Raw genomic sequence first — 25,101 nt, 5'->3', positions numbered from 1 at the left:
CTACGGCGCCAGCCCCGCGACCGCCGGCTTGAAGCCGAGTCGCCGGTTCTCGCAACAGCCCGGACGGCACACGTCGAACCACGGGCCCTCGGCGGTCACCGCGCAGCGCCGCGCCGCCGGACGTCCCTCGATCCGCTCGGCGACCAGGTCGGCCAGGGCGTCCACGAAGGCCGGGTGGACGCCGGGCGTCGGCGTCCGCCGCACCCACAGTCCGGCTTCGGTGGCGGTCTCCACGGCCTCGGTGTCCAGGTCCCACATCACCTCCATGTGGTCGCTGACGAAGCCCAGCGGCACCAGGATCACGCCGCGCCGTCCGTGCAGCTCCTGGATCGCGTCGTTGACGTCCGGCTCCAGCCAGGGCTGGCTGGGCGGGCCGGACCGGGACTGGTACACCAGCTGCCAGGCCATCTCGGGCGCCGCCTGGGCCATCACGTACTCGGCCACGGAGCGGTGCTGCGCCGGATAGGCGCCGCCGCCGCCGGACAGTTCGGCGTCCAGGGTGGGGATCGAGTGGGTGCAGAACAGCACTTCGAGCGCACCGCGGTCGATGCCGTCCGCCTCCGCCGCGGCGATCGCGTCCCGGACGCCCTCGATGAACGGCTGCACGAAGCCGGGATGGTTGAAGAACGGCCGGACCTTGTCGATCGCCACCTGGTCGGCCAGCCCGCAGTCCTCCAGGGCGTCGGCCCAGTCCTCGCGGTACTGGCGGCACGACGAGTACGACGAGTAGGCGCTGGTCGGAATCGCCAGCAGCCGGGTGAAGCCACGCTGGAACGCCTCGGCGACCGCGTCGTTCAGGTACGGCGTCCAGTTGCGGTTGCCCCAGATCACCGGCAGCGGCAGTCCGCGCTGCGCCAGCCGCTCCTCCAACGCACTGCGCAACGCGCGGTTGTGGTCGTTGATCGGCGACACCCCGCCGAAATGCCGGTAGTGGTGCGCCACCTCTTCCAGCCGCTCATCGGGGATGCCGCGGCCACGGGTCACATTGCGCAAGAACGGGATCACGTCGTCCTGCCCCTCGGGGCCACCGAAGCCCGACAGCAGCACCGCGTCGTAACGAGTGGGCGCCTCGACGTGCTCGGGGCCGCCTGCCGCCTCGGGGGTGGCGCTCGGCACGACCGCGCCGGGGCTGAGATGGACGCCGGTCGCCGCCGGCGGCTTCATGCCCAGGGTGCTTCTCATGCCAGCACCTCGGCGACCTCGTCGAGCCCGATCCGGCGTCCGGTGAAGAACGGCACCTCTTCGCGCACATGCAGCCGGGCCCGGGTGGCGCGCAGCTCGCGCATCATGTCGACCAGGTCGGTCAGCTCGTCCGATTCCAGCGGCAGCAGCCACTCGTAGTCGTTGAGCGCGAACGCCGACACCGTGTTGGCGATCACCGACCGGAAGGCCGCGCCCTTGCGGCCGTGCTCGGCCAGCATCGCCTTGCGGTCGTCATCGGGCAGCACATACCAGTCGTAGGAGCGGACGAACGGGTAGACGCACAGCCAGCCGCGCGGCTCGACGCCGCGCAGGAACCCAGGCACGTGCGCCTTGTTGAACTCGGCGTCGCGATGCACGCCCATCGCCGACCAGGTCAGCGCCAGCGGGGCCAGTTCCCGGCTGCGCCGCAGCCGGCGAACGGCCGCCTGCAGGCCTTCCGCGGTGGGCCCGTGCAGCCACAGCATCAGGTCGGCGTCGCCGCGCATGGCGCTGACGTCGTACACGCCGCGCACCACCACGTCGCCCGCCTCGACGGCGGCGACAGCATCGGCCAGCGCCTCGGCACCGGCCGCGGCCTGACCGATCTGGCCCTGCGCGGTCAGCGGATCGCGCCGCAGCACCGTCCACACCGTGAATCCGGTCGGACCCTGCTCACTCATCACAAACTCCCCACTCGCTCACAACTGCCCACTCATCCACAACTACTTGTCAGTTTCTCTGCTTCAGCCCGGGCCTGTGGCACGACGTTGGCCAACCCGACCCCGCTGATTCCGGCCCCGACCATGCCGAGACCGTCGATTCGCTGGCCAGTCAACCATTCCCGCGCGCGGGCCAGGCCGGGCGTTCCAGGGGGCAGGATCGACCAGCCCGTCCGTCGGACGGCGACCGGCTCGGGCACCCGACGGCCCAGCAGCACCGAGGCGTCCGCCCGGACCAGCGCGGTCAGCTCTTCGATCTCCAGGCCGGACGTCACCGGCTGCTGCCCGCGGCGTCCGTAGGAGAGCCGCAGCACGTCCCTTCCGCCGGCCGAGTCGCGTAGCCAGGGCCATTTCGCGGTGGAATGGGTGAGCGCCTTGGCGGCCACCCCGCTCACCCCGGCACCGACCAGGACGCCGGTGCCGCGCGGCGCCTCGCCGTCCAGTCCGGGGGCGTCCAGCACCATGGTGACCACGTCGATCGCGGTGGTCGGCGGCACCACCGGCCCACCGAGCAGCCGGACGGCGACGTCCAGCGGCACGGCCAGCACGACCACATCGGCGTCCAGTTGTCGCCGGGCGGTGGTCACTCGCCAGCCGCCCGGACGCCGGCTCAACTCACGCACCGGGTCACCACAGCCGAGCTCGGCACCGGCCTCGCTCGCCGCGCTGACCAGCAGCCCGGCGAGGGTGTGCATGCCGCCGCGCAGCCCATGCACCGCGCCCCCGGAGGGGGCGGTGTCCGCGGCCTGGCTGACCGCCGCCCGCAGTGGCGTCCCGGCGTCCAGCGCATCCGCCAGCCCCGGCGCCAGGTCGGCCACCCACACCTGGTCGGGCGCGGTCGAATAGACCCCGCCGACCAGCGGGGTGACCAGGTCGTCGAGCACCCGCTGCCCGTACCCGGCCCGGACCACCTCGGCCAGGCTCCCGGACGCCGCGCGCACCGCCGGCACGTCACCGACCACGGCATGCACGTCGCTCGCCCCGGGATCTGCGGGCATCCCGAACACCAGGCGTTTCGGGATCGGACGTGCCCCGGACGCGGTCTGCAGCCAGGCGCCGCCCGGCGCGGGCTGCGCGATCCGGTCGGCTGCACCCAGGTCGGTCAGCAGTTGCGCCACCGCCCCGCCGCGCACCGAGTAGCCCTCCGCACCCACGTCGAGGGCAAGGTCGTCCACTACGACTCGGTTGAGCAGACCGCCGGGTCGTTCGCCGGCTTCGATCACGGTCACAACCCAGCCGGCCCGGGCGAGTTCCCAGGCCGCCACCAGCCCGCCGGCTCCCGCGCCGACGACGATCGCCTTCATCGGCCCATCCTCATCAACGACTGTCTCATCAACGGCTGTGCACGTGGTCGACGATCCGGGTGAGCACCTCGGGATCGGCGCTCGGCGGCACCCCGTGGCCCAGGTTGAACACGTGACCCGGTGCCACTTCGCCACGGCGCAGCACGTCGTCGATCGCCTCCCGCAGCACCGGCCAGGGCGCGCCGAGCAGCGCCGGATCGAGATTGCCCTGCACCGCGGGACCGGTCGGCATCCGGCGCCAGGCCTCGTCCAGCGGAGTGCGCCAGTCCACCCCGATGCAGTCGACGTCCAGGTCGAGGACGCCGTACAACTCGCCCGCGCCGACCGCGAAATGCACCAGCGGCACCGGGCGGCCACGATCGTCGGTCAGGTCTCGGACGGCGTCGAAGGTCTTCGCGGACGCCGGCGCGACGTGCGCGCCATAGATCGCGGCCGGCAGCGAGCCCGCCCAGGAGTCGAACAGCTGCACCGCGGACGCCCCGGCCAGCACCTGGGCGCGCAGGAACCGTCCGGAAAGCTCGGCGCACCAGTCCAGCAGCCGCGCCCAGGCGTCCGGGTGGCGGTGGATCATCGCCCGGGCGGCCAGATGGTCCTTGCTGGGCCGTCCGGCGACCAGGTAGGCGGCCAGGGTGAACGGTGCGCCGGCGAACCCGATCAGCGGATCCCGTCCGTCGTGCAGCAGCCGCAGCGCCATGACGCTGCGCCGCACCGCCTTGCGGATCGGGTCGAGCGCACCGTCCAAACCCTCCGGCGGATGCTCGGCGAGCAGGGCATCAACGGCCTCAGGGGTGTCGACCGGCGCCGCGAAGACCGGGCCGACGCCGGGCTCGATCTCGACCGGCACCCCGGCGAGCTTCAGCGGCACCACGATGTCGGAGAAGAAGATGGCGGCGTCCACACCGTGCCGGCGTACCGGTTGCAGGGTGATCTCGGCGGCCAACTCGGGGTCGAGGCAGGCGTCGAGCATGCGGCGCCCCACCCGCAGCTCGCGATATTCGGGCAGCGAACGGCCGGCCTGCCGCATGAACCAGACCGGGGTCGTGTCGGGACGCTCACCCCGGTACGCACTGACCAGCCACGACGAGGCGGTGTCGGTGTTGAGCGGATGCGTCGCCGGCAGCACTGTCGTGGTCACATCAGCACCCTATTCTCCGTTGACACCGCCCACTGCCGTTATCCGAGGTCTATGCTGGCGCGGTGCTGTTGTGCCTGACCGCGAGCCATCGCACCCACGATTTCGCCGCTCTCGAGCAGTTGAGCGGCGATGCGGGGACGGCACTCGTGGACGCTCTGCTCGCCGCGGACGGCGTCGCGGGCAGCATCGTGCTGAGCACCTGCAATCGCTTCGAGGTCTATCTCGATGTGGCGCCGCACACCCTGTCCAGCATCGAACGACTCCGCGGTCCGCTCACCCTGTTGCGCGGTGAGGCGGCCGCACGGCACCTGTTCGGCGTCACCGCCGGGCTGGAATCGGTGGTGATCGGCGAGCCCGAGATCACCGGTCAGGTGCGCCGGGCGCTCAACCGTGCCGAGAGCCACGGCACCGCCACCCCTCGGCTGCAGCGGATCTTCTCCGACGCGCTGGCCACCCGGCGGCTGGTGCGGGAACGCACCGGGCTGGGCGCGGCGCGTCCGTCGCTGATCCGGCTGGCGCTCGATCTGGCCTCCCATCGGATCACCGATTGGGCCGAACAGAAGGTGCTGTTGGTCGGCACCGGGCGCTATGCGACCTCCTGCCTGGAGGCGCTGCGTGACCGTGGCGTGCAGGCGATCACCGTCTGGTCGCCGTCCGGACGCGGCTCCGGTTTCGGCGCCCGGCACGGGCTGCAGCAGGTGAGCGGGCACGCGGTGGCCGCGACGGCGAGCGCCGCCGACATCATCGTCTGCTGCACCACCAGCACCGAACTGGTGGTCGGTCCCGCCCTGTTCCAGGGCCGATGCCCGGTCACCGCCCACGCCGCCGCGCAGTGCCCGGTCGGTGGGCCGCACACCGGCCACCGCCGCCGGGTGATCGTCGATCTGGGTCTGCCCCGCAACGTCGATCCGCAGGTGGTCGACCAGCCCGGCGTGGAACTGCTCGACCTCGAGGCGATCAAATTGCACGCCCCGTTGCACCATCTCGCGGTGGCCGACGACGCCGAGGCGATCGTCCGGCAGGCCGCCGCGGCACACGCCGAGGATGCCGATTCGGTCGGGCCGGCGGTCGCCGCGCTGCGTTCCCACGTCGGAGACGCGCTCGAGGCCGAACTGACCCGCATCCGCCGGCGTTACGACCCCGAAACCGCCGAGAAGGCTGAAGCCGCGCTGCGGCATTTCGCCGGAGTGCTGCTGCACGGTCCCTCGGTACGGGCCCGCGAGCTGGCCGGCTCCGGACGCCGCGACGAGTTCCTGGACGGGCTGTCCGCCGTCTTCGGCATCGACCGTCCCGCCTGATCCCACCCTTCGCCGGCGACGGCGAAGGCCCACAAGCACCCAGGGGAATGGTGCTCGTGGGCCCGTCGGGAGCCGCGTCAGCCCTGCTGCGGCAGCTTCTTCGTCCAGCCCTTGGTGAGCTCACGGGCGGCCACCCAGCCGGCGTACAGGCCGTCCGCCTCGTCCCGGCTCATCTCGGGCTCGAAGACCCGCTCCACCGCCCACATGTTCGACAGGTCGTCGAGCGAGCCGTAGACGCCGCTGGACAGGCCCGCCAACAGCATGGCGCCGAAGATCGTCGCCTCGTGGTTCTTCGGCCGGATCACCGGAATGCCCAAGATGTCGGCCTGCATCTGGCAGAGCAGGTTGTTCTTGACGGCCCCGCCGTCCACCCGCAGTTCGGGGATGGTGACGGCGTTGTCGACGGTGGCCGCCTCGACCATGTCGCGGGTCTGGTAGACCATCGACTCCACCGCGGCCCTGATGATGTGCAGCCGGGTGGTGGCGTTGCTGATGCCGATGATCGCGGCGCGGGCGTAAGGGTCCCAGGTGGGTGCGGACAGGCCGGTGAAGGCCGGTACCAGGTAGACGCCGTCGGTGCTCTTCACCTGACCCGCGTACCACTCCGAGTCGGGTGCGGCGTGGATCAGCTGCAGGTCGTCGCGCAGCCACTGCATGGTCTTGCCCTGGGCGAACAGCACGCCCTCGATCTCGTAGGACGTCTTGCCCTGCACCGTCCAGCCGACGCTGGGGGTCAGGCCGGGGATCCGCTGCGGCTCGGTGCCGCAGTTGATGTTCAGCACGCCCGCGGTGCCGTAGGTCATCTTGCACTGACCCTGCTCGAAGGCGGCCTGCCCGAACAGGCCGGCCTGCTGGTCGCCGAGGTCCGAACCGATCGGGATCGGCGCGCCGAAGCTCGACTCGAGGTCGCCGAAGTGCGCGTCGCTGGGCAGGATCTTGGCCAGCATGCTGCGCGGAATGCCGTAGTGGCCGAGCAGTTCCTCGTCCCAATCCAGCGTCTTGAGGTTCATCATCATGGTCCGCGAACCGTTGGACACGTCGGTGACGAAGGACTCACCGCCGGTCATGTTCCACATCAGCCAGGTGTCGATGGTGCCGGCGAGCAGTTCGCCGCGCTCGGCGCGCTCCTGGGCGCCGGCCACACGATCGAGGATCCAGCGGATCTTGGACGCCGAGTAGTAGGCGTCGGGGATCAGGCCGGTGCGCTCCTCGATCAGGCCGCCGATGCCTTCGGCGACCCACTTCTCCACCACGTCCACGGTCTGCCGGGAGGCCCAGACGATGGCGTTGTAGATCGGCTCACCGGTCGACTTCTCCCACACCAGAGCGGTCTCGCGCTGGTTGGTGATGCCGGCCGCGGCGATGTCGGCCGGGGTCACCTCGGCCGAGCGCAGCGCCGCCCGCATCACCTCGAGCTGCGAGGCCAGGATCTGCTTGGGGTCGTGCTCGATCCAGCCGGCCCGCGGATAGTGCTGGGTGAGTTCCTGCTGGCCGAAACCGACGACGCTGCCGGCTTCGTCGATCACGAACGAGCGCACGCTCGTCGTCCCGGAGTCGATCCCGAGGATGTATTTGGTCATGGCTCCCCTTCACATCAGTGTGGTTGGGTTGATTGGGTCCCTGGGCCGCACCATCGCGGTCGCCCTCGGGCACACCTTAGGAAGGGTTCACTGAACAGGTCAACCCTTGAACATACTTGTCTATACCTGTAGCCTCCGTGATTCCCCGGGAAGGAGCTCCATGCTGGATCATCTCGACCTGTCCACAGTCCGCGCCGTGGCGCTCGACGTCGACGGGACGCTAGCCGGCGCCGACTCTCTGGTCACCCCGCGCACGATCCGCGCGCTGAACGCGGTGAGCCGGCTCAACCTCCCGGTGATCCTGCTCACCGGACGCACCCGCCACAACGCCATGGACATCGCTCGGCGGGCCGAACTGCCGCACCTGGCGATCGCCTGCAACGGCGCGCTGGTCTTCGACCCGACCACGGACGAGGACCTGGCGGTCAACCCGATGGCGCCGGCCGACAAGCGGGCATTCCGGGAGCTGGCCGACGACCTGGGCCTCGACCTGACCTGGTGGACCAGGGACCGTCTGTACGTGGCCGCCGACGGTCCGATGCGCGAGACGATTCGGGTGCTCAACCACGAGGACGCCGAGATCGGCGATCCGGACGACATCGACGACGCCGTCGTGCTGAAGATGATGGGCTGGGCGACCAACGACCGGATGGACGAGGTCGCCGACGAGATCCACCGCCGGCTGCCCGGCGTGCAGCGCTCGATGGACACCATCGTGGAGTTCGTCGACCGCGAGTCGACCAAATGGCACGCGCTGGAGTGGGTGCTGCGGCGCTACGACATCGCCCCGGACGACGTCCTCGGCGCGGGCGACGGCGGCAACGATGTCGGCTGGCTGAGCCGGATCGGCTTCCCGGTCGCGATGGGCAACGCCCGGCCCGAGGTACATCAGGTGGCACGCGGCGTGGCGCCGTCCAATGCCGACGACGGCGCCGCGCACCTGCTGGAACGACTGGCCGCGGCGCACGGGGCCTGACATGGTGGCACGCGCGATCCTCGCCGAGGTGGCCCGCGAGGGCGACTACCTGCTGGCCAGCTACGCCCTGGAGTTGCCCGCCGACGTCGACCCGTGGGCGCGGATCTCGCGGTTCGCGGTCGGCCAGACCACCGGCACCTGGGTCGAGGTGCCCGGGCTGACCCCCGAGCTGCGGGAGCGGCACGAGGGCCGCGTCGTCCAGGTGCTGCCGATGCCGCCCGCCGACACCACCACGCATGCCGAGGGTGGCGCGGTCGGCTACCTGGCCACCATCGCCTTCCCGACGATCAACTTCGGCGCCTCGCTGCCGCAGCTGCTGAACGCGCTGATCGGCAACGACGCCTCCACGTCTTTGGAGGCGAAGCTGGTCGACCTGCAACTGCCCGGCGCGCTGGAGCGGGCCTTCGGCGGGCCGCGGTTCGGGGTCGCCGGGCTGCGGGAACTCACCGGGGTCGCCGACCGTCCGCTGCTGCTCAACATGCTCAAGCCGTGCACCGGGCTGCCGCCCGAGGTGGCCGCCGAGATCTTCGAAACCACCGCGCGCGGCGGGATCGACCTGATCAAGGACGACGAGCTGATGGGCAACACCGACTATTCGACGGTGCTGCGCCGGGTGGAGCTGTTCACCGCGGCCGCGGAGCGCGCGTACGCGGCGACCGGGGTGCGGACCATCTACCTGCCGAACATCACCGACCGTCCGGACCGGATGCTGGCAACCGCTAAGCGAGCGGTGGACGCCGGCGCCCGGGCCCTGATGGTGGCCTACACCACCGCCGGGCTGGGTGCGGTGGAGATGCTGGCCGACGAGGTCGGGGTGCCGATCCTGGGCCACTTCGCCGGCGCCGCCCCGCTCTACGAGGGCCCGCGCACCGGAATGAGCGCACCGCTGGCGACCGGGCTGCTCCCGCGGTTGGCCGGCGCCGACCTGGCATTGCTGGTGTCACCCTACGGCGGCTACCCGATCTCGAGGCTGCAGTACCTGCGCACCGCGCAGCAGCTGTCGTTGCCGCGTCCGCACCTCAAGCCGGCCTTCCCGGTGGTCGGCGGCGGCGTCCACCCCGGCACCGTGCAGCGCTTCATGGACGAGCTCGGCCACGACATCGTCCTCGGCGTCGGTGGCGCCATCCAGGGCCACCCGGACGGCGCCGCCGCCGGCGTCCGAGCCCTCCGGCAAGCGGTCGATGCCGCCCTGGCCGGCATCCCCGCGTCCGAGGCGGCGAACGACCACAAGGAGCTGGCGACCGCGCTCAAGCTCTGGGGCACCCTGTAGCCCCTAGGTACGTGACCGGGCGATCCGTTCGAGCGACTCCAAGCCGATCACGCCGCGGTCGTCGCGGACGTCGTCGCCGGCCAGGACGACTGCCGGGGAGCCGGGCTCACCGAGGTTCTCGACGACCACGACGGCGTCCGGGAAGGGGTCGTCGCGGGTGAAGTGGCTGACCGTGACGATGTGCGCGATGCCGGCGGCGGCCGCGGCCTTGGCGCCGCTCTCGGAATCCTCCACCACCACGGCGTCGCCGGCCGAGAGGCCGAGCTGGTCGAGGGCGTACAGGTAGATGTCGGGGGCCGGCTTCTTGGCCGGAACGACGTCACCACCGAAGATGCCGGCCAGCCGGTCCCGGGTGGCCTGTCCGAGAACGGCGACCGCGACGGCCTCGACGCTGGGCACCGCCGAGGTGGACGCGATCGCCACCTGCCAGCCGGCGTCCAGCGCCTCCTCGACCAGCCGCTTGATGCCGGGACGGCCCGGGATCCGGCCGCTGTTGACGATGTCCTGGTAGTCGGCGCTCTTCTGCTTGTGCACCCGCGCCAGCAGGGTGTCCAGGTCGTCCGAACCGGGCAGCTCGATCTCGGGGTGCTGGCTCAGGTAGTGCCGCATCCGCTCCTTGCCGCCACCCACCTTGAGCAGGTCGGCGTACTCGTCCTCGGACCAGCGGAACGGGTAGCCGAACTCGTCGAAGGTCTGGTTGAAGGCGACCAGATGGCCGTCCTTCTCGGTGTCGGCCAGGACGCCGTCGCAGTCCAGGATCAGCGCGTGCCCGCTCACTGGGCACCGCCCTTTCCAGCCCCGTCCTTACCGGCGGAATGGAAGATGTCGGCGAAGCTGACGAACAGCTCCTTGGAGGCAGCGATCATCGGTTCGAAGAGCTTCACCGGCTCCCATTTGTTGCTGGCCTCACACTGTTTGAGGTACTCCAGCGCGGTCTTCATGTAGGCGTGCTTGAGCGCGGTCGAGATGTTGATCTTGGTGACGCCGGCGGCGATGAACTCGTCGAACTCGGCGTTGCTCAGGCCGGTGCCGCCGTGCAGCACCACCGGAATGTCGCACAGCGCCAGGATCTGCTCCACCCGCTCGGGCAGCAACACCGGTTGCGCGCTGTACATGCCGTGCGCGGTGCCCAGCTGGGGCGCCATCAGATCGGTGCCGGTCTCCTTGGCCACCTCGACCAGCTGCTCGACGGTGTAGGAGTGCCGGGACTCGTCGGAACCGACGCCGTCCTCGACGCCGATGATGTTCTCGATCTCGCTCTCCACGGTGACCCCGGCGGCGTGCGCCTCAGCGACCACCTCGGCGGTCTCCTTGCGGGCCTGCTCCAAGTCACGATCGGACGCGTCGAACAGCACCGACGACCAGCCCTGCCGGATCGCCAGACTGATCACCTCGCGGTCAGGGCAGTGGTCCAGGTGCAGCGAGACACCGACGGAGGCGTTCTCGGCGGCCTCCTTGGCCGCGAAGTGCAGGACGCCGGCGCCCGCCGATTTCACCGTCTTCACCGAGGTCTGCAGGATGACCGGCGAGCCCACCGAGTCGGCCGCCTCGACGACCGCCTTGATGGTCAGCGGATCGACGATGTTGATCGCGGGAACGGCATAGCCCCTGCCCTTGGCTGCGGTCACCAGATCCAGCGTGTTGACGTAGGGCATGGGCTCCTCCAGATGACTTGTCGGGTCCGACGGTGGACGACACGTATGTACAACTATAGACAACTTGGCGGGGCGCTGACCAGCCTTTGACTAGCCCAATGATTCAGCCGAGTGCGGCGCCGCCGACCTCGAAGACGACTTTGCGGCCCTGTCCGACCAGCTCCAGGCCGGCCTCCCACTCCTCCAGCGGAAGCACGTCCGAGATGAACGATTCCGCGTCGATCCGGCCGTCGGCCAGCAGCCGCAGGGCGGTGCGATAGCTCTGCGCATTCTTTCCCCGTGACCCGATCAGCTCCAGCTCGCGGTTGACCAGCAGATCGAAGTCGACGCCGACCTCACCGTGGTAGAGCGCGACCAGGACCAGCCGTCCGCCGCGCCGCAGCAGCGGCTGCAGGTCCCGCGGCCAGCTGTTGGCCGCCGAACACTCGAAGGCGGCGTCGGCGCCGTAGCCGTCGGTGAGCCCGTTGACGAAGCCGGCCAGGTCGGTGCTGTCGACGTCCACCACGTGGCTGGCGATGCCGCGGTCCAGCGCGCCGGCCAGAGCGGCGGCGTGCCGGGAGCGTCCGATCAGCACCGTGGTGGCCCCGACACCGGTGGCAACCGCGCTGGTCAGCGCCCCGATCGCGCCCGGCCCGGTGACCAGCACCAGCTGGCCGGCCAGGGACGGGCTGCGCTCGATCACCGCATGGACGGCGATCGACAGCGGCTCGGTGAGCGCCGCCGAGAGCAGCGCGACGCCGTCCGGCAGCTTGTGGACGGCCAGCTCAGGCATCACCAGACTGTCGGCCAGGGCGCCGTCGGCGGTGGTGCCGATGCCCTTGCGGTACGGGCAGCGCTGGAACTGCTCGGCCCGGCAGTACAGGCAGGTGCCGCACAGGTAGGCGTCCGTTTCGAAGGTGACCCGGTCGCCGACCGCCAGGTCGCCGCGGAGATCCGGCCCGAGCCCGGCGATCACCCCGGACGCCTCGTGGCCCAAAGTGCGCGGGATCAGTCCGCCGTAGCGTCCGTCGAGGGCGGCCCGGTCGGTGCCGCACACCCCGGCGTAGGCGACGTCGATCAGCACCTGTCCGGGGCCGGGCTCGGGACGGGGCACGTCCCGCAACTCGATGTTGCCGGGACCAGGGGCGTATTTCACCAGAGCTCGCACCCGCATTTCGTACCACGGTCCAGCACGCTTGACCAACGCTAGACATGTCTATACAACTCTGGTTACCATCGCAGCGACCGCGCGGACGCACCGGAGCGTTCGCCTTGGCGGAAGGGACAGCTCAATGCCGCAGTACCTGATGGGGATCGACGCCGGGACAAGCGTGATCAAGGCCGCCATCTTCGACATCCACGGCAACGAACTCAGCCGGGGTGCCAAGAACGTGCCGATCGTCAACCCCACCACCTACATGGCCGAAGAGGACATGGAGACGGTTTGGGTGGCCGCCACCCTGGCCATCCGTGAAGCGATCGAGGGCTCCTCGGTGAGACCGGAGGAGATCGTGGCCATCTCGGCCACCGGGCAGGGCGACGGTACCTGGCTGGTCGATGCCGACGGCCGTCCGGCCGGGCCGGCCATTCTGTGGACAGACGGCCGCGCCGGCGACCTGATCGACGGCTGGTACGCCGACGGCACGATCAGCCGGCAGTTCCAGACCAGCGGTCTCGGCCCCTATGCCGGCACCGCCTCCGCCCTACTGCGCTGGCGGTTGGACAACCAGCCCGAACTGCTCGAGGGCGCCACCAATCTGTGGTGCAAGGACTGGATCGAGTACAACCTCACCGGCGACCTCTCCACCGATCCCTCGGACGCCTCGCTGGCCGGGATCGACGTCCGCACCCGGCAGTGGTCGCTCGAGGTGCTGAATCACTTCGGGCTGACGGACGTCCGCAACGTGCTGCCCGAACTGAAATCCCCGATCGCTCAAGTGGGCGGGATCACTGCCACCGCCGCCGGGCTCACCGGGCTGGTCGAGGGCACCCCGGTGTTCAAGGGCCAGATGGACATCACCGCCTCGTCGCTGGGCGTCGGCGTGGCCCGTCCGGGCGACTGCATGGCGGTGATCGGCACCGCCGGCATCGTCACCGTGGCCACCGACGACCTGAGCGGCACGATCGCCCCGGACGACGTCGGCTGGGTGATCCCGCACAGCCCGACCACCTGGATCCGGGCCATGGGGATGAACTCCTGCACCCCGAACCTGGACTGGTACCTGCGCGAGTTCGGTGCCGAGTTCCGGCACGAGGCGGAGGCCCGCGGCCCCCAGTTCAGCTTCTTCGACTACCTCGACGAGGTGGTCGAGAGCGTGCCGGTCGGCTCCCGTGGGGTGCTCTTCCACGGCTACACCGCACCGGGCGGCGAGCGGGCCCCGTTCGTCAAGCCGAGCGCCCGGGCGTCCTTCATCGGCATCACCGGTGCGCACACCCGCAACGACCTGCTGCGGGCCGTCTACGAAGGTGTCGCCTACGGCATCCGGGACTGCCTGGACGCCATCCCGACCGAGGTGAAGACGGTCCGGATGGCCGGCGGCGGTGCGAACTCGGCGGTCTGGTCGCAGATCTTCGCCGACGTCCTGGGCCGCGAGGTGATCGTGCCGGCCGGCACCGAGTTCGGGGCCAAGGGTGCGGCGATCGTCGCCGGCGTCGGGGCCGGGCTGTTCGACTCCTACGAGCAGGGCGCGGACGCCACCGTGAACATCCTGCGGCGCTACCGCCCGAAGAAGAAGCGGACGGCGCTGTACGACGAGTACTTCGAGATCTACCGCGAGTACCGGACGGCGATGCCGCCGATCTGGGACAAGCTGCAGGCGATCACCCGGCGCGCATGACCGACCTCGACGCGTTCGCGCGGCGGAGTTCCGCCGGCGCGCTGACCCGGCTTGCCGCCGGCCCGGCGGCATTGGATGAGATCCCGGGGTTGGCGCGCCGGCTGGCCGCACCGGGCGAGCGGGTGTTGTTGTCCGACGACACCGTCAAGACGGCCGCCGACGTCGACCTGCTGTCCTGGGTGGCCGGTCTGGTCGGCCCGGCCCGGCTGGTCACCGCCGGCGAGCCCCACGGCCACGTCACGCTCGACGAGGCCACGGTCGAGGCGGCGGTCGCCGAGGTCGGGACGCCGGGCCTGGTGGTCAGCGTCGGCTCGGGAACGATCACCGATCTGGGCAAGGTGGTGGCGGCGCGTTCCGGCGCGCCGCTGCTCGCCGTGCAGACCGCGGCGTCGGTGAACGGCTTCTCCGATCCGCTCAGCGTGCTGGTGATCGGCGGGGCGAAACGCACCAAGCCGTCCAGCTGGCCCTCGGCGCTGGTGATCGACGATCGGGTGATCCGCGCCGCCCCGGCGCGGCTGAACCGCTCGGGGGTGGGTGACGCGATCGCGATCTGGTCGGCGCCCGCGGACTGGTACCTGGCCTGCCGGCTGGGACTGGACGGCCCGTTCGACGACGCCGTCGTCCGTCCGGTGCTGGACGCGGTCGAACAGCTCGCCGACCCGGACCCGGAGGTGGCTCAGCGGGCGCTGGTGGACGGCCTCACCCTGGGCGGCCTGGTGATCGGCATCGCCGACTCCACCGCGCCGCTGTCCGGGTCGGAGCACCTGGTCAGCCACATCCTCGACATGACCGCGATGGCGCGCGGCACCGAGCACGACCTGCACGGCGCCCAGGTGGGTGCCGCCACCGTGCTGTGCACCGCGTTGTGGCAGGAGGTGCGGGCCAGCTGCCGGGTGTTCGACCTGCGTTGGTCCGAGCTGACCTACCCCGACGACCTGGCCGAGCGGGTGCTGGGCACCTGGGCCGAGCTCGATCCGTCCGGACGGCTCGGGCAGGAGTGTCTGAGCGCCGTCCAACGCAAGGTAGAAGCCTGGGACGCCGCCGACAAAACCGCCTGCGACAAGGGTCGCGGCGAGTTGCTGGACGTCCTGTTCGGCTATGTCGGCGACCCGGCCCGCAGCGCGGCGACGCTGCGGCATTGGGGTGCCGCCGTCCGATTCGACGAGTTGACCCCGGCGGTCGGTCGCGAGCAGCTGGCCTGGACGCTGTCGGCGCTGCCCTTCATGCGTGACCGGCTCACCCTGCCCGATCTGCTGGTGATGTCGGGTGAGTGGACGCCGAAACTGATCGGGCGGGTGCTGGACCGCGCCGAAGCTAGCGTTTCCGGGGACCGGTGAGGTCGTAGTCGAACTCGAGCCGCACCCGGTCGCCCCGGAACTTGATCCGGGTGTACTCGAACAGCCGGTGCGAGGCGTCCCTGATCCGCTGTTCGAGCAGCAGCAGCGGAATGCCGCGGCGCACCCGCAGCGCGCTCAGCTCGGCGGGTGAGGGGTTCAGCGACTCCAGGCTTTCGTGCACGTAGGCCATGTCGAGGCCGTAGTCGCGGGCCAGCACCTGGCAGAGCTGCTTCTCGGCGAGATCGTGGCTGAGCAGGCCGGGCGCCAGCGGCATCGGCACGTACGACTTGTGCAGGCTGATCGGGGTGTCGCCGGCGTAGCGCAGCCGTTCGACCATCGACAGCGGCGTGCCGACCGGCACGTCGAGCTCGCGGGCCAGCCGGACGTCGGCCTCGAGTTCACCCGAGTTGAGCATCTCGGTGCGGGTCGAGTAGCCCTGCTGCTCGAGTTGCTCACGAACCCCGTGGTACGACGGCGAGCGGGTGGCGATCTTGGGCTGCGCGACGAAGGTGCCCTTGCCGTGCACCCGGAACACCAGGCCCTCGTCGACCAGTTTGCCGAGCACCTGCCGGATGGTCATCCGGCTGATCGAATAGATCTGGTTGAGCTCGTTCTCGGACGGGATGCGCTGTTCCGGTTGCCATTCACCACTGAGGATCTTGTTCCGCAACTCGTCGGCGAGCTGCAGGTAGAGCGGAACAGCCGAGTTCCGGTTCAGGGTGGTGGTCACGCATCACTCCTTGGGGGATCGGAACGAGCATGCAACTTGGCTGTACATGTACGATCATGTCCTGTAGCTTGAGGCTACCTGAGCTTACCTCACCCGTAGTCACCGCATGGATGCGGTGCCCGCGTGCCCTAGGAGGCAACGAAGTATGCCGACCATTGAGCCCTTGCAGCCCTCGGCCGCCTGGAACCAGTTCATCGCCGAGCAGGCCGACTGGGACGCCGCCGATCCGGCCCTGCTGGAGACCATGACGGTGCAGATGCACCTGATCCGGGCCTTCGAGGAGCAGGTGCTCGAGTTGGCCGGCCAGAAGCTGATCAACGGCCCGGCACACTCCTCGATCGGGCAGGAGGCCGGCGCGGTCGGATCGGCGCTTCCGCTCACCACCGCCGACCAGATCAATGGCTCGCACCGCGGTCACCACCAGTTCCTGGCCAAGGCGCTCAACGCAGTGGCGCCTGACGGGTTCCGGTTGGGCGCCGACTGGACGCCGGACGTGGTCACCGTGCTGTACCGGACGCTGGCCGAGATCGCCGGGCTGTCCGACGGCTACTGCCACGGCCGGGGCGGCTCGATGCACCTGCAGTGGAAAGAGATCGGGGCGATGGGCACCAACGCCATCGTCGGCGGCGCCGTCCCGTTCGCCACCGGGTTCGCCAAGGCCCACCAGCTGGCCGGCACCGACGCGGTCGCCGTCACCTACTTCGGCGACGGCGCCAGCAATATCGGCTCCACCCTCGAGGCGCTGAACATCGCGGCCGCCTGGAAGCTGCCGATCGTCTTCTTCATCGAGAACAACCACTACGCGGTCTCCACCACCGACGACGAGTCCACCGCCGATGCGCGGCTCTCCGTCCGCGGCCTCGGCTTCGGCATTCCCAGCTGGCGGGTCGACGGCCAGGACGCACTGGGGGTGAAGCTGGTGATGGACGAGGTGCTCGCCCACGTCCGCACCGGGCAGGGGCCGGCCGTGGTCGAGGCCGACACCTACCGCTACTTCCATCAGAACGGCCCCTTCCCGGGCAGCGCCTTCGGCTACCGCAGCAAGGAGGAGGAGGCCAGCTGGCGCGACCGCGACCCGCTGCAAATGGCCGAGCGGCACCTGGAGCGGCTCGACATCGCCGACCGCGAGCAGCTGGACGCGCTGCGCCGCGCCTGCAAGCAGCTGATGCGCGAGCTGGCCGGACGGATCACCGAACCCGACCCGGACGGACGGCCCGGGCAGCTGCGAATCAGGCCCGAACTGTGGCCCCCGGCGTCCTTCATCGACGTCGGCATCCGCGGCGACTGGCCGGAGATCGACCCGGCCCGGGTGCGCACCGGACTGGACTTCGCCGCCGACGAGCTGGCCACTGCGCGGTTCGTGGACGTGATCGCCGCGGTGATGCATCGCCGGATGGAGACCGACGACCGGGTGCTGGTGCTCGGCGAAGACGTCCACAAGCTCAACGGCGGCTCCCGCGGCGCGACCAAGGGCCTGCCGCAGGACTTCCCCGGACGGGTGCTGGGCACCCCGATCGCCGAGGCCGGCTTCACCGGGCTGGGCGGCGGCATCGCGCTGGACGGCCGGTTCTACCCGGTGGTCGAGCTGATGTACGCCGACTTCATCTGGGTGGCCGCCGACCAGATCTTCAACCAGATCGGCCGGGCCCGGCACATGTTCGGCGGCGACCACGACATGGCCATGCTGATGCGGCTGAAGATCGGCACCACAACGGGTTACGGCTCGCAGCATTCGATGGATCCGGCGGGCGTGCTGTCCACCTCGGTGGGCTGGCGGATCATCGCGCCGTCCACCGCCGTCGACTACGTCGGGCTGCTCAACGCCGCGATGCTGACCGGCGACCCGGTGGCGGTGCTCGAACACGACGCCGACCTGTACAAGCTGGAAGGGCCGGCCCCGACCGACCTCGACTACGTGCTGCCGTTCGGCAGGGCCGCGGTGCGCCGCGAAGGCTCCGAGGTCACCCTGATCAGCTACCTGTCGATGGTGCAGCGCTGCCTGGACGCCGTCGAACAGTCCGGCGTCGACGGCGAGGTCATCGACCTGCGCTGGCTCGACCGGGCCAGCATCGACTGGGACACCATCACCGAATCGGTGCGGAAGACCAACCGGGTGGTGATCGTCGAGCAGGGCGCCCAGGGCACCTCCTACGGCGGGTGGCTGGCCGGCGAGATCGGACGCCGCTTGTTCGACTGGCTGGACGCCCCGGTGCTGCGGGTGCAGGGCGGCGAGGCCGCGCCGAGCATCTCCAAGGCGCTGGAGACCGCCGCCAACGCCAACACCGACGACATCGTCGCCGCCCTCAACGAACTGAAGGGATGACCGATGGCCTTCCTGCTGCGCATGCCCGGTGTCTCGGCCGACGCCGACACGGCACTGCTGGACCATTGGGCGGTCAGCCCCGGCGAGAGGGTGTCGGAGGGCACCGTGCTGGGAACGGTCGAAACCGATAAGGCGCTGGTCGAGATCGAGGCGGACGCGGACGCGGTCGTGCACACCCTGCTGATCGCCGACGGAACCCGGGCCCCGGTGGGCGACCCGATCGCGGTGCTCTCCGAACCCGGCGAGGATCCAGCGGTGGCGGCGGACCTGGTCGCCCAGCTGCGCGGTGCGTCCGAGCCGGAACCGTCGGTGGAGACGATCGCGGTGGCCGAAGACATGCAGGCAGCCGATCCCGAGACTCCGAAGGCTCCCGCGGCACCAACCCCCGAGCCCGAGGCTCCCGCCGCTCCGGCCCGCCGCGCCGGCGAGCGCATCTTCTCCAGCCCGCTCGCCCGCCGGCTGGCCAAGGAGTACGGCCTGGAACTGGACGACATTCCGGGCACCGGCCCGGCGAACCGGATCACGAAGAAGGATGTCGAGGCGGCCCGCGCACGAGCCGCCCAGCAACCCGCCCCGGCCGTCCCCGCCCCCACGCCCACCGCTCCGGCGCCGACCGCCGAAGTCACCCGGATTCCGCACACCCGGCTGCGGCGGGCGATCGCCAACCGGCTGCAGGCGTCCAAGCAGAACGCACCGCACTTCTACCTGACCCGTGAACTCGATCTGGGTCCACTGCTGGCGCTGCGCGCCGAGGTGAACGCCGCCGCCGAGCGGCGGGTGTCGGTCAACGACCTGTTGGTGAAGGCGGCCGGACTCGCCCTCCAGCGGGTGCCCGAGGCGAACGTCAGCTGGAGCGACGACGAGATGCTGCAGTACGCCGGCAGTGACGTCGCGGTGGCGGTGGCCAGCGAGCGCGGGCTGGTCACCCCGGTCATCCGTGGCGTCGAGCAGCTGGGCATCACCGCGCTCGCTGCCGCGATCTCCGACCTCGCGGCCCGCGCCGGCGAGGGCCGGCTGCAGCAGCGCGAGCTCGAGGGCGGGTCGCTGACCGTCAGCAATCTGGGCATGTTCGGCATCGACGACTTCGCCGCGATCCTGAACCCGCCGCAGAGCACCATCCTGGCCATCGGCACCGCCAAGCCCCGGCCGTGGGTGGACGAGTCGGGTCAGCTGAGTGTCGCCACCACCTGCCGGATCACCGCGTCGTTCGACCATCGCGCCATCGACGGCGCCCTGGGCGCGCAGTACCTGCAGGCCCTGGCCACGCTGATCGCGCACCCGATTCAGCTACTGATCTGATCCGCCGACCGGTGGCGACGAGGCCGCCGGCAGTCCAAAGGGAGAAGTCATGAAGAAGATCATCAACGACCCGGCGACCGTGCTGGACGAGATGAACCGCGGCTTCGCCGCCGCCTACGCGAACATCGTCGAGGTCCATGAGGACCCGCTCTACGTGTGCCGGGCCGGCGGCGCCGTCCAAGGCAAGGTCGGCGTCATCTCAGGTGGCGGCAGCGGCCACGAACCGCTCGGCGGCGGCTACGTCGGCAAGGGCATGCTGAGCGCCGCGGCGCCCGGCGCCTTCTTCAGCTCGCCGACTCCGGACCAGATCCTCGCCGCCACCCAGGCCGCGGACGGCGGCGCCGGCGTGCTGCACCTGATCCTCAACTACACCGGCGACATCCTGAACTTCGAAACCGGTGCCGAGCTGGCCGACATGGAGGACATTCCGGTCACCACCGTGGTGATCAACGACGATGTCGCCGTGGAGGACTCCACCTGGACGGCCGGACGCCGCGGCGTGGCCGGCGCGATCGTCGCCTTCAAGCTGGCCGGCGCCGCCGCCGACCGCGGCGACGACCTGGCGAACGTGACCCGGATCGCCGCCAAGGCCAACGACTGGATGGCCACCATGGGCCTGGCGCTCACCCCGTGCACCGTGCCGACGGTCGGCAAGCCGTCCTTCGAGCTCGGCGAGGACGAGATGGAGCTGGGCATCGGTGTGCACGGCGAGCCGGGCGTGAAGCGGGTCCCGATGATGAAGGCAGACGACATCGTCGACACCCTGCTCGACGCCACCGTCGGCGACCTGAAGCTGGAGCGCGGCGAGAACGTGCTGCTCTACATCAATGGCCTCGGCGCCACCCCGCTGTGCGAGCAGTACATCATGTACAACCGGGCGGCGAACCGGCTGGCCGACATGGGAATCAACGTCACCCGTAGCCAGGTGGGCAATTTCTTCACCTCATTGGAGATGGCCGGGGCCTCGCTGACGGTGATGCGGCTGGACGACGAACTCACCGAGCTCTACGACGCCCCGATGCACACCGCGGGCTGGCGCGCAGGCATGTAGCCACTAACCGGCCGTGCCTGGCGGAGCCCGGGTGTCTCAGCACTAGACTCCGAGCCGTGAGCGCAGCGACCACCTCCGAAACCCACGGCACGCCCGAGGGGATCCGGATGCTCTATGCCGGGGCCGCCATCGTGGCCTGCCTCGTCGGCGTCTACTTCATCCGCGACGTGGTGGCGCCGGTGTTCCTGGCGATGACGCTGGTGCTCACGGCTCGCCCGCTGGTCTTGTGGCTGAACGCGCACCGGGTGCCGAAGTTCCTGAGCGCACTGATCGGCATGCTCGTGGTCTTCCTGGTGCTGTTCGCGATCCTGCTTGCCGTGACGGTCGCGATGATCCAGTTCGTCGCCGCGATGCCGGCCTACGCCGACCGGTTCAACGCCCTGTACAGCCAGGCGTCCGCCCAGTTGATGGCCTGGGGAGTGAGTCAGGAGACGATCACCCAATGGGTGACCACCTTCGACTACTCCCGGCTGCTCGGTTATGTCACCGGGGTGATGGGCCAGGTGGGGTTCTGGGTGACCTTCCTGGGCTCGCTGTTCCTGTTCGTGGCGTTCATCTCGATCGACCTGACCGACACCGGCGAGGGCGGCACGAAGCTGGCTCGGGTACGGCCCAATCTGGCGGCCGCCCTGCTCGACTTCTCCTGGCGGGTGCGCAAGTACTGGATCGTCAACACGATCTTCGGCCTCGCTGTCGCCGCGATCAACATGGGCATCCTGACCTGGCTGCAGATCCCGCTGGTGATCACCTGGGGCATCCTGGCCTTCGTCACCGCCTACATTCCCAACATCGGCTTCATCATCGGCATGGTGCCGCCGGCACTGATGGCCCTGCTGGCCCGCGATCTGCAGACCATGGTGATCATGGTCGTCGCCTACCTGGTGGTGAACTTCATCGCATCGATGGTGATCCAGCCCAAGGTGACCGGCGACGCCGTCGGCCTGAACATCACCACCACGTTCATCTCGCTGGTCTTCTGGTCGATCATCATCGGCCCGCTGGGCGCCATTCTGGCCGTGCCGCTGACCCTGTTCTGCAAGGGCATCTTCTTCGACGCCGACCCCCGGACGCGCTGGCTGTCGATCTTCCTGGGCGGCAATCTCGACAACGTCGTGCCGGGCGCGGCCGAGCCGGTGCCGCCGCTGGAAGCGCCGGCCGTCACCGAAGAGCCCGAGGTCGAACCGGAACCGGAACCAGAACCGGAGGACGATCGCTCCTGATCGAAGTCGGCGCGCGGACCGGCCGAACCGGTATCAGCACCGGCTCCCCCGCGCTCTGAATGCTCACACGAGCATTCGAGACAGGAGCCGCCGTGAGCGTCGATCTCTCCCCGGCCTCGCCGGACCAGCCGGCCAAGAAGTTCGCCTTCCTGGCCCATCCCCGGGCCGATGTGGCCGCCGACATGGGCCGGGTCTGGAGTCCGCTGGGCCGCATCCCTTCGGCCGCCTGGGACTGGGGACTGCGCCGGCTGCCAGTGCCGCCTCAGCTGCTGGCCACCATTCGCCGGCGTGACACCGCGCCGCAGGCCGGCCCGGACGGCTGGATGCTGGTCGTGCCGGTGGGCGCTCGCCAGCTGCTCACCGAAGACCGGCGCTGGGCGATCGACAAGGTGGAACAGAGCATCGACCGGGCGCAGGAGCTGGGCGCGGAGATCGTCGGGCTGGGCGCCCTCACCGCGCCGGTGACCGGTGCCGGACGGCTCCTGCGTCCTCGTCGGGGTGTCACGATGACCACCGGGAATGCGTTCACCGCCTACCTGACCGTCGAAGCGCTGCGCCGGCTGCTGCCCGCGGCGCCCGGTTCGCACATCGCGATCGTCGGGGCCACCGGCAGCGTGGGTTCGTGCGTGGTGCGGCTGCTGGCCGACGAGCCGCTCGGTGCCACGCTGACCCTGATCGCCCGCGGCGAGCGGCGGCTGGCGTCACTGGCCGCGAGCCTGGCCCCGCACGACACCGGCGTCGAGGTGCGCACCGCCACGTCGCTGGACGCCGTCCGTGACGCCGATCTGGTGCTGCTGCTCACCTCGGCCGCAGATGCGCTGATCGGGTCGACGCACCTCAAGCGCGGCGCGGTCGTGCTGGACGACACCCAGCCCCGCAACACCGACCCGCGGCTGCTCACCGAGCGGCCGGACGTGCTGGTCATCGACGGCGGCGTGGCGGCGATACCGGGCATCGACGTCCGCGGCGACATCGGGCTGCCGCGTGGGCTCGCCTACGCCTGCCTGTGCGAAACGATGCTGATGGCCTTCTCGGGTCACACCGAATCCGCGCTGGGCGAGGCCAGTGTCGACCACGCGATCCGGATGCGGGACGCCGCCCGGCGCTTCGCCCACCTGGGCTTCACGCTGGCTGAACCGTTGTCCTTCGGCCGTCCGGTGAGCTGGCCGGAACCACTGTCCGAGCCCGACCTCGTCGCGGCGGCCTGAGATGGTCACCGAGATCGTGGTGGCCGGCGGCGGCTACACGGGAGTCTGGGCGGCGCGGGCGATCGCCCGAGCCGTCCGGGCCGGAACGCTCGAGGGCGTCCGGGTCCGGCTGGTGTCAGCGACACCCGAGCACTCCTTCCACGGGTGGACCGCCGAAGTGATCACCGGCCACGTCCGTCCCGAACGGGCTCGGGTGCCGCTCACCCGGCTGCTGCCCGGCGTCGAGATCATCGCCGGCACCGTGGACGCGGTCGCCGTCGACGAGCGGCTGGTGCACATCACGACCGCTGAGGGGCCACGCACTCTGCCGTACCACGAGCTGGTGGTCGGCGTCGGCAGCCGGGACGCCACTGCACCCGTGCCGGGGCTGGCCGAGCACGGTTGGTCGCTGAAGGATCCGGATGGCCTGGCCGCCCTCCGGGCGCACTTGGCCGGGCTGACCGAACCGGAGACCGTGGTAATCGCCGGCGGCGGGTTCACCGGCGTGGAGGCCGCGGCGGCGCTCGCCCAGCGGCTACCGGAGGCCCGCGTCGTCCTGGCTCACTCCGGTGCGCAGGCGCTGCCGATGCTGCGTCCGCGGTTCGCCCGGATCGCCGACTACGCGGTGGCGCAGGCTCGGGCCTGCGGCGTCGAGTTCCTCCCAGGGGCCCGGCTCTGCCGGGTCACCGCCGAGGGTGCCGATCTCGGTGCGGCCGGTTTCGTGCCGTCCACGACGGTGATCTCCACCGTCGGGCAGACCCCGGTCGCGCTGCCCGGCCTGCAGCGGTTCGTGCGGGATGCGTCCGGACGGCTGGTCACCGACCGTTGGCTACGGGTGACGCCCGGAATCTGGGCGGGCGGCGATGTCGCGGCGGTGCCGCATCCCTCCGGTGACGGCCCGTGCCCGGCCAACGCGCTGTGGGCGATCTATCACGGCCAGCGGATCGGTGGGAACGTCGTCCGTGCCGTCCAGGGCCGGGCGCCGAAGCCGTTCACCTTCCCGGGCCTGGGACAGGGCGCGAGCCTCGGTGTGGGTCGCGGAGCCACCGAGCTGTACGGCGTCCAGCTGACCGGATGGCCGGCCTGGCTGGCCCGCTGGTTCTTCTTCCACTGGTTCATGCCGTCCCGCACGGTCGCGCTGCGCACCGCACTGGACTGGGTGAGCGGCACTCAATCCCACCAGAACGTCCAAGCCGGCGAGCCGGCGATCTGCTCGCCGTACTCGGCCAGGTCGTCGGTGCCCTGGTCGACGTTGTCGGGGCAGAAGGCGTAGTGCTCGGCGACCAGCCGATCGAGGTCGTCACCCGAAGTCGGAACCGCTTCGTTGGCCACACCCAGCACGTCGAAACCGAGCAGCACCGGCACGGTGCCGAACCGGTCCTCCCAGGACCGCAGCACGACCGTCAGGTCGGCGGGCGAGTGGTGGTTGGTGGCACCCAGCCAACCCAGCCGCGACAACACGTCGGAGGGCCGGGTGGTCGGCACCAGCAGGATCCCGCCGGACGGCAACGTCAACCGGGGCACCTGCACCGTCTCGGAGTCGCTGCGTAGCGTCGCCGCCATGCCGGGGAAGCCCGCCGGATACCGCCATTCCAGACCCTCCAGCTCAGGGTCGGACGGCGCCTGCTCACCCGGCAGCACCTCGGCGAAGAATTCCTCCGCGGAGCGGACCGGCTCGATCGGGTCGGAGAACTCGCCGTCGCTCCACGGACGCCCCGGGTTGCGCGGGTCATCGAGCGACTGAACCACCAGCGGCCACAGGCCCGTCTCCGGAAACACCCGGGCCAGCCGCCACCACAGCGCGGTCGGATCGTCCAACTGGCCGGCCGACATCCAGGCCCGCTGCGTCGGCGCGGCCGGATCGTCGGAGAATCCCGGATCGGCCGTCACCAGGACACCCAGCGGCAAGTCCACCCCGGCGATCCTGGTGGGTGCTGTCGGCGGTAGCCGTCCAGGCTCGTCGGAGCGGACGACAAGGGTTTCGCTTTCAGTCATGGGAGCCATCCTCACCCAACCGGT

Annotated in this window: 21 protein-coding genes; 11 read left to right on the top strand and 10 right to left on the bottom strand. The window is 70.5% G+C overall.

What is annotated here, in order from left to right; genetic code table 11:
* The 4 genes from Q0066_RS13980 to hemE are packed head-to-tail and all read right to left on the bottom strand — an operon-like array spanning window position 1 to window position 4,340.
* On the bottom strand, window positions 1-1,182 hold the full coding sequence (locus Q0066_RS13980; RefSeq protein WP_298133922.1) for a ferrochelatase: 1,182 nt from the start codon (window positions 1,180-1,182) through the stop codon (window positions 1-3).
* Entirely contained in the window at window positions 1,179-1,862 is a 684-nt protein-coding gene (gene hemQ / locus Q0066_RS13975; protein WP_298133920.1) for a hydrogen peroxide-dependent heme synthase, read from the bottom strand. Before hemQ ends, Q0066_RS13980 begins: the two co-directional genes overlap by 4 nt.
* A gap of 32 nt (window positions 1,863-1,894) precedes the next feature.
* Window positions 1,895-3,205, bottom strand: coding sequence for an FAD-dependent oxidoreductase (locus Q0066_RS13970; protein ID WP_298133918.1), 1,311 nt, complete (start codon window positions 3,203-3,205; stop codon window positions 1,895-1,897).
* A 28-nt stretch (window positions 3,206-3,233) separates the two neighbouring features.
* The gene (gene hemE, locus Q0066_RS13965; protein ID WP_298133916.1) at window positions 3,234-4,340 is read right to left on the bottom strand and encodes a uroporphyrinogen decarboxylase; all 1,107 of its coding nucleotides are present in this window, start codon (window positions 4,338-4,340) and stop codon (window positions 3,234-3,236) included.
* Between the two features lie 62 nt (window positions 4,341-4,402).
* Here hemE and Q0066_RS13960 point away from each other — a divergent pair, with 62 nt between their 5' ends.
* Entirely contained in the window at window positions 4,403-5,638 is a 1,236-nt protein-coding gene (locus tag Q0066_RS13960) for a glutamyl-tRNA reductase (RefSeq protein WP_298133914.1), read from the top strand.
* 77 nt (window positions 5,639-5,715) lie between these two features.
* Here Q0066_RS13960 and Q0066_RS13955 read toward each other — a convergent pair whose 3' ends face one another.
* Window positions 5,716-7,218, bottom strand: a complete 1,503-nt coding sequence (locus Q0066_RS13955) for a glycerol kinase (protein WP_298133912.1) — start codon at window positions 7,216-7,218, stop codon at window positions 5,716-5,718.
* Window positions 7,219-7,378: 160 nt separating this feature from the next.
* On the opposite strand from Q0066_RS13955, the gene Q0066_RS13950 reads away from it, so the two are divergent.
* Both Q0066_RS13950 and Q0066_RS13945 read left to right on the top strand, forming a co-directional pair.
* Window positions 7,379-8,194 (top strand): HAD family hydrolase, encoded by an 816-nt coding sequence (locus tag Q0066_RS13950; protein ID WP_298133910.1) that lies wholly within the window; start codon window positions 7,379-7,381, stop codon window positions 8,192-8,194.
* Window position 8,195: 1 nt separating this feature from the next.
* The gene (locus Q0066_RS13945; RefSeq protein WP_298133908.1) at window positions 8,196-9,464 is read left to right on the top strand and encodes a RuBisCO large subunit C-terminal-like domain-containing protein; all 1,269 of its coding nucleotides are present in this window, start codon (window positions 8,196-8,198) and stop codon (window positions 9,462-9,464) included.
* Window positions 9,465-9,467: 3 nt separating this feature from the next.
* On the opposite strand, the gene Q0066_RS13940 is transcribed toward Q0066_RS13945, so the two are convergent.
* The 3 genes from Q0066_RS13940 to Q0066_RS13930 form a co-directional block, all read right to left on the bottom strand.
* Window positions 9,468-10,241, bottom strand: coding sequence for an HAD-IA family hydrolase (locus Q0066_RS13940; RefSeq protein ID WP_298133906.1), 774 nt, complete (start codon window positions 10,239-10,241; stop codon window positions 9,468-9,470).
* A complete protein-coding gene (locus Q0066_RS13935) occupies window positions 10,238-11,119 on the bottom strand; it encodes a class II fructose-bisphosphate aldolase (RefSeq protein ID WP_298133904.1) in 882 nt (293 codons plus the stop codon). The genes Q0066_RS13940 and Q0066_RS13935 overlap by 4 nt, the downstream gene beginning before the upstream one ends.
* A gap of 103 nt (window positions 11,120-11,222) precedes the next feature.
* On the bottom strand, window positions 11,223-12,266 hold the full coding sequence (locus Q0066_RS13930) for a zinc-binding dehydrogenase (protein ID WP_298133902.1): 1,044 nt from the start codon (window positions 12,264-12,266) through the stop codon (window positions 11,223-11,225).
* Window positions 12,267-12,390: 124 nt separating this feature from the next.
* Between Q0066_RS13930 and Q0066_RS13925 the strand changes: the two genes are divergently transcribed.
* Window positions 12,391-13,935 (top strand): FGGY-family carbohydrate kinase, encoded by a 1,545-nt coding sequence (locus Q0066_RS13925; protein ID WP_298133900.1) that lies wholly within the window; start codon window positions 12,391-12,393, stop codon window positions 13,933-13,935.
* Window positions 13,932-15,272, top strand: a complete 1,341-nt coding sequence (locus Q0066_RS13920; RefSeq protein ID WP_298133899.1) for an iron-containing alcohol dehydrogenase — start codon at window positions 13,932-13,934, stop codon at window positions 15,270-15,272. Before Q0066_RS13925 ends, Q0066_RS13920 begins: the two co-directional genes overlap by 4 nt.
* Here the strand turns inward: Q0066_RS13920 and Q0066_RS13915 are convergent.
* Window positions 15,250-16,002: a GntR family transcriptional regulator gene (locus tag Q0066_RS13915; protein WP_298133897.1), complete on the bottom strand. Its 753-nt coding sequence runs from the start codon at window positions 16,000-16,002 to the stop codon at window positions 15,250-15,252. The genes Q0066_RS13920 and Q0066_RS13915 overlap by 23 nt on opposite strands.
* Window positions 16,003-16,147: 145 nt before the next feature.
* Between Q0066_RS13915 and Q0066_RS13910 the strand changes: the two genes are divergently transcribed.
* The 6 genes from Q0066_RS13910 (at window position 16,148) to Q0066_RS13885 (ending at window position 24,355) form a co-directional block, all read left to right on the top strand.
* A complete protein-coding gene (locus Q0066_RS13910) occupies window positions 16,148-18,325 on the top strand; it encodes an alpha-ketoacid dehydrogenase subunit alpha/beta (protein WP_298133895.1) in 2,178 nt (725 codons plus the stop codon).
* A 3-nt stretch (window positions 18,326-18,328) separates the two neighbouring features.
* Window positions 18,329-19,624 (top strand): dihydrolipoamide acetyltransferase family protein, encoded by a 1,296-nt coding sequence (locus Q0066_RS13905; RefSeq protein ID WP_298133893.1) that lies wholly within the window; start codon window positions 18,329-18,331, stop codon window positions 19,622-19,624.
* Window positions 19,625-19,673: 49 nt separating this feature from the next.
* Window positions 19,674-20,675: a dihydroxyacetone kinase subunit DhaK gene (gene dhaK, locus Q0066_RS13900; protein WP_298133892.1), complete on the top strand. Its 1,002-nt coding sequence runs from the start codon at window positions 19,674-19,676 to the stop codon at window positions 20,673-20,675.
* Between the two features lie 56 nt (window positions 20,676-20,731).
* Window positions 20,732-21,895: an AI-2E family transporter gene (locus Q0066_RS13895; protein ID WP_298133889.1), complete on the top strand. Its 1,164-nt coding sequence runs from the start codon at window positions 20,732-20,734 to the stop codon at window positions 21,893-21,895.
* A gap of 92 nt (window positions 21,896-21,987) precedes the next feature.
* Complete coding sequence (locus Q0066_RS13890; protein ID WP_298133887.1) at window positions 21,988-23,103, top strand: hypothetical protein; 1,116 nt, start codon at window positions 21,988-21,990, stop codon at window positions 23,101-23,103.
* Between the two features lies 1 nt (window position 23,104).
* A complete protein-coding gene (locus Q0066_RS13885; protein WP_298133886.1) occupies window positions 23,105-24,355 on the top strand; it encodes an FAD-dependent oxidoreductase in 1,251 nt (416 codons plus the stop codon).
* Here the strand turns inward: Q0066_RS13885 and Q0066_RS13880 are convergent.
* Complete coding sequence (locus Q0066_RS13880; RefSeq protein ID WP_298133885.1) at window positions 24,253-25,077, bottom strand: DUF4253 domain-containing protein; 825 nt, start codon at window positions 25,075-25,077, stop codon at window positions 24,253-24,255. The two genes, Q0066_RS13885 and Q0066_RS13880, sit on opposite strands and share 103 nt — an antisense overlap.
* Window positions 25,078-25,101 lie beyond the last annotated feature (24 nt).

The sequence above is a fragment of the Micropruina sp. genome (genome assembly GCF_027492755.1).
Taxonomy (GTDB): Bacteria; Actinomycetota; Actinomycetes; order Propionibacteriales; family Propionibacteriaceae; genus Micropruina.
This window is presented reverse-complemented; position numbering and strand designations above follow the sequence as displayed.

What these genes read in the sequence shown, in the direction of transcription:
- dhaK (WP_298133892.1), top strand. Translation starts at nt 19,674, where the DNA reads ATGAAGAAGATCATCAACGACCCGGCGACCGTGCTGGACGAGATGAAC.
- Q0066_RS13935 (WP_298133904.1), bottom strand. Translation starts at nt 11,119, where the DNA reads ATGCCCTACGTCAACACGCTGGATCTGGTGACCGCAGCCAAGGGCAGG.
- hemQ (WP_298133920.1), bottom strand. Translation starts at nt 1,862, where the DNA reads ATGAGTGAGCAGGGTCCGACCGGATTCACGGTGTGGACGGTGCTGCGG.
- Q0066_RS13880 (WP_298133885.1), bottom strand. Translation starts at nt 25,077, where the DNA reads ATGACTGAAAGCGAAACCCTTGTCGTCCGCTCCGACGAGCCTGGACGG.
- Q0066_RS13885 (WP_298133886.1), top strand. Translation starts at nt 23,105, where the DNA reads ATGGTCACCGAGATCGTGGTGGCCGGCGGCGGCTACACGGGAGTCTGG.
- Q0066_RS13980 (WP_298133922.1), bottom strand. Translation starts at nt 1,182, where the DNA reads ATGAGAAGCACCCTGGGCATGAAGCCGCCGGCGGCGACCGGCGTCCAT.
- Q0066_RS13925 (WP_298133900.1), top strand. Translation starts at nt 12,391, where the DNA reads ATGCCGCAGTACCTGATGGGGATCGACGCCGGGACAAGCGTGATCAAG.
- Q0066_RS13920 (WP_298133899.1), top strand. Translation starts at nt 13,932, where the DNA reads ATGACCGACCTCGACGCGTTCGCGCGGCGGAGTTCCGCCGGCGCGCTG.
- Q0066_RS13910 (WP_298133895.1), top strand. Translation starts at nt 16,148, where the DNA reads ATGCCGACCATTGAGCCCTTGCAGCCCTCGGCCGCCTGGAACCAGTTC.
- Q0066_RS13955 (WP_298133912.1), bottom strand. Translation starts at nt 7,218, where the DNA reads ATGACCAAATACATCCTCGGGATCGACTCCGGGACGACGAGCGTGCGC.
- Q0066_RS13905 (WP_298133893.1), top strand. Translation starts at nt 18,329, where the DNA reads ATGGCCTTCCTGCTGCGCATGCCCGGTGTCTCGGCCGACGCCGACACG.
- Q0066_RS13970 (WP_298133918.1), bottom strand. Translation starts at nt 3,205, where the DNA reads ATGAAGGCGATCGTCGTCGGCGCGGGAGCCGGCGGGCTGGTGGCGGCC.
- Q0066_RS13945 (WP_298133908.1), top strand. Translation starts at nt 8,196, where the DNA reads ATGGTGGCACGCGCGATCCTCGCCGAGGTGGCCCGCGAGGGCGACTAC.
- Q0066_RS13950 (WP_298133910.1), top strand. Translation starts at nt 7,379, where the DNA reads ATGCTGGATCATCTCGACCTGTCCACAGTCCGCGCCGTGGCGCTCGAC.